Below are 3,312 nucleotides of genomic sequence, written 5' to 3' on the forward strand. Positions count from 1 at the left end.
CACCTCTGCAGGAGAACGGCCTTCCATCTGTTCCAGAAAGGCTTGAAGCTGCCGGACGGAGAGGGAAGCCACTAAGCTGCCGTAAACCCGCCCCCCCGAGTCGGTCAGGGATAGGGACGTCATGATCAGCCGCTCTGGATCCTGGGCAGGAAGCTCCGCAAAAAATCGGGTTACCACCCAAGTGTCGCGGATCCCTTCCGACTGCAGGAGCTGGGGAAACCAGAACAACTGCCTCAGATCCACAAAGCCCAACCGGCGAGTGAACCCTGTGGGATCCCCTGTTTCCGGATCCCGTTGGCGGCTCTGGGCGGATCCCGGCAAGAGGCCGGGTGTGTGGTAAGTCCAGATCGACCCATCGGCGTGGCGGCGGGCGATCACAAACCCCCCTTGAGCCGAGACAAAGCCGACGTAGCTCAGCTCAGGAAATGGCTGCAACTGGCGGGCAAAGTGAGCTTCCAGCACCTCTAGATCGGCTGGGCTGGGGGTTGTCAAATCGGGCAGCAGCCCCCCCCTCACTGCCCCTTGATTGAGGGCATTGATCTGAAGGGGAATTTGCAAATATCTGGCAAGATGCTCTTCGGTGCGGTCGGTAACTTCCCGCCTCAGTTGCTCCGTCAAGCGCAGCGCCAGGTGTCGCCCGCCCTGCCAGGAGAGATAGGCCACTCCCCCCACTCCCCCTGCTACTGAGAGCACTAGGGGCAGCAGCAACGCCACCCGCAAAGGAATGGAGCGGAAAGGCCAACGGGATCGCACTTCAGAAGAACCAGAGGAAGACAGCATGGGATCCCTCACAGAACCTCAGGCTTGGGGAGGTTCCAAAGCCCGCTGCAGAGTGCCAAGGCCGATCTCGGCCGCAATAGCCAGAAGGGCCACTGGAACCGCCCCCACCAGCAAGATGGCGTTGTCATAGAGAGCAAACCCTAGGGTAATGAAAGTACCCAGCCCTCCTGCGCCGATAAACGCTGCCAGAGTAGCACTGGCAATCACCTCAATGGTAGCCGTTTTAACACCGGCCAAGATCACCGGCAAGGCCAAAGGGATCTCCACGTGCCGCAGTACCTGGGCAGGGGTCATGCCCATGCTCAGGGCAGCTTCCCGCAGGGCCGGCTCAAGGCTGCGGAAGGCCACATCCGTGCTGATCAGAATGGGGGGCAGAGCCAGAAGGGTTAGGGCGACAACTGCCGAACGGAAGCTGAGGCCGAAATAGGGGATGGCCAAAAACAAAATGGCCAAACTGGGGATCACCCGCAGGCTGCTAAACGCATTGATCACCACCAGGGAAAGCATCTGGGAGCGGGAGCTGAAAAAACCCAGCGGCAAACCCAACAGCAGCCCCATTCCCAAAGGCACCGCCACCAGTTGCAGGTGTTGGACGAAGGCTTGAAACAGCGTGTCGCTGTGGTTCTGGGCGTAGGCCAGGGAGCGGGCCAAAAGGCTCATCTAGAGGTGTGTGGATGACAGAGGGATCCAAGACAAGCCCCAGTGTAGCGCCGGCAGGCGATCTTGACAGTGCGGAATAGTGCAGAGCGGGGATTTAGCACCAATCAGGGAGATGGGGTCACTCCAATTTCGGTCTCCGACCTGCTAACGCGGTGCAATCAACCTCAACTTTCTCCCAAGGATTAGAACCCACAGCGCCGCCTGCCGACAAAAATAACCATCTGTTTCACTGCCCATCTGAGTTGCCATCTCTATCCTGCTGATCTTTCTCAATCTTGTCTGGATCCCTGTTTGGGGGGTGGTTGGCTTCTCGCTCTTGCAAACGGCGGATTTGGGAGCGCACCTGCAAAGCAATCTGTAAAGCAGTCTCTAGGATACGACCCTGTTCGCTGGCCTGCTCGCTCACCTGCAGAGCTGTCAAAGCTGCCAAGTTATCGCCGAAGAACTCGCTCTGCTGCTTGATCAGGTCTTCGTTTTGCCGCAAGATCCGTTCGGTTTTCAAGGCGCGGATGAGATCGGCCCGGGTCAGCTTCAGGGCTTCGATCACCTCAGCCCTCTGGGCCAGCTTCACCTCGGGGTTGCCCGCTTCCACCAACTGGTCGTTGACGTGGATGGCCTGGATGATTCGGTTGTAGCGATCCACCTCCCCCAGCAAATTCAACAGCAGCGGCATGCGGCGGCTGCGGAAAATCCAATAGGCTTGGCCCAGGGCGGCAATAGCCGCCAGGATCCCCCATTCCACCGGCCAAGTGCCCCAAGTGGCCTGTAGGCCAGGGATCCAAATCCGCCCCACCAGGGTAAGTAGGGATCCCCCTGTCCAGAAGGTCAAGAAACGCAAGAACAAGTCCAGCGTCACCAGCAAGCGTAGGAGATCCCAGAAAGCGGAGAACTGGCGCAGGCGATCCTTAAAGCGACGAACGGGCCGAGGCCGATACAACCAAGCCACCGGCACTTGAGAGAGGCTTTCAACTTGAGCTGGGGAGATGATCAGCTCTTGTAAGTCCCGCTGCATCGCCATTTGCTCTGCTGAGGCTGGGAAGTTTTCCCATTGTACTTGCGACCTTGAGCAGCTTGGGCTTGCTCAGGGATCCCTTCCCAGAAGGGAAGCTGCCTGACCAAGTCTCGATAGAATGGGGTTCGCTGGGCTGTTTGCGTCTTCACGCCCTCGTGCTCACGTTGTAGGGCAACAGTGAGACACAAGACAGCTCGTCAAACGCAAAGGAGAAGAGCAGGGTGACCAGCCAATTGCGCCAACTGAAGGCCCATCTCGCTGAACCGGAAAACTTTGCCCCCTACGGACAGGTCATTTGCCCCACTCCCGATCACAAACCCTTCGACAGTCAAGATGCTCAGTTGTTCTTGAATCAAGGGCAGCCCCGCTTTTACATCATGCGCTTGCCTCGCCGCGGCCTCAAGTTTACTCAGATCACCCACCACATCCGCTGCACCCAGTGCCTGGGATCCCTGAATGGCAAGGAGTGGTTTATTGGTGTTGCACCCCCTGCCGATGAGCTGCACGTGGATCAGATTCAAGCCTTTCGGGTGCCTGGGGATCGCTTTATCAAACTGGAGATGGGTACCTGGCATGCCGGCCCCTATTTTGACCACGAAGAGTTCATCGATTTCTACAACTTGGAGCTGGCCGACACCAACATCACCGATCACGAAACCATAAACTTACTCCAAACCTACAACCTGGAGTTCCAGATCACCCCCTGACAAGCTTTTGGGGATCCCTTATCAATCGGGCAAAAAGCAGCATTGATCATTGATCACAGCAATCTTTCGCTTGAGCGCAAGAAGAGCATGCCTCTAACCCCCAAAACCCTGAACTTTGCTGAATTTACTGAGCTTTAGGCGGTTTGGCAAAAG

3 protein-coding genes and 1 pseudogene are annotated in these 3,312 nt (G+C 57.5%); 1 reads left to right on the forward strand and 3 read right to left on the reverse strand.

The annotated features are described in order from the left end of the window. The 3 genes and pseudogenes from NW837_RS11895 to NW837_RS11905 form a co-directional block, all read right to left on the reverse strand. Positions 1–780 (reverse strand): annotated as a pseudogene (locus tag NW837_RS11895) (histidine kinase); the annotation flags it as partial. 18 nt (positions 781–798) lie between these two features. Then, positions 799–1,440, reverse strand: a complete 642-nt coding sequence (locus NW837_RS11900; RefSeq protein WP_414331778.1) for an ABC transporter permease — start codon at positions 1,438–1,440, stop codon at positions 799–801. 226 nt (positions 1,441–1,666) lie between these two features. Beyond that, on the reverse strand, positions 1,667–2,458 hold the full coding sequence (locus NW837_RS11905) for a hypothetical protein (RefSeq protein ID WP_414331781.1): 792 nt from the start codon (positions 2,456–2,458) through the stop codon (positions 1,667–1,669). Positions 2,459–2,673: 215 nt separating this feature from the next. On the opposite strand from NW837_RS11905, the gene NW837_RS11910 reads away from it, so the two are divergent. After that, positions 2,674–3,159, forward strand: a complete 486-nt coding sequence (locus tag NW837_RS11910; protein ID WP_011431703.1) for an ureidoglycolate lyase — start codon at positions 2,674–2,676, stop codon at positions 3,157–3,159. The last annotated feature ends 153 nt before the right edge of the window (positions 3,160–3,312 follow it).

The sequence above is a fragment of the Synechococcus sp. R6-10 genome, assembly GCF_047461815.1.
In the GTDB taxonomy this organism is placed as follows: Bacteria; Cyanobacteriota; Cyanobacteriia; order Thermostichales; family Thermostichaceae; genus Thermostichus.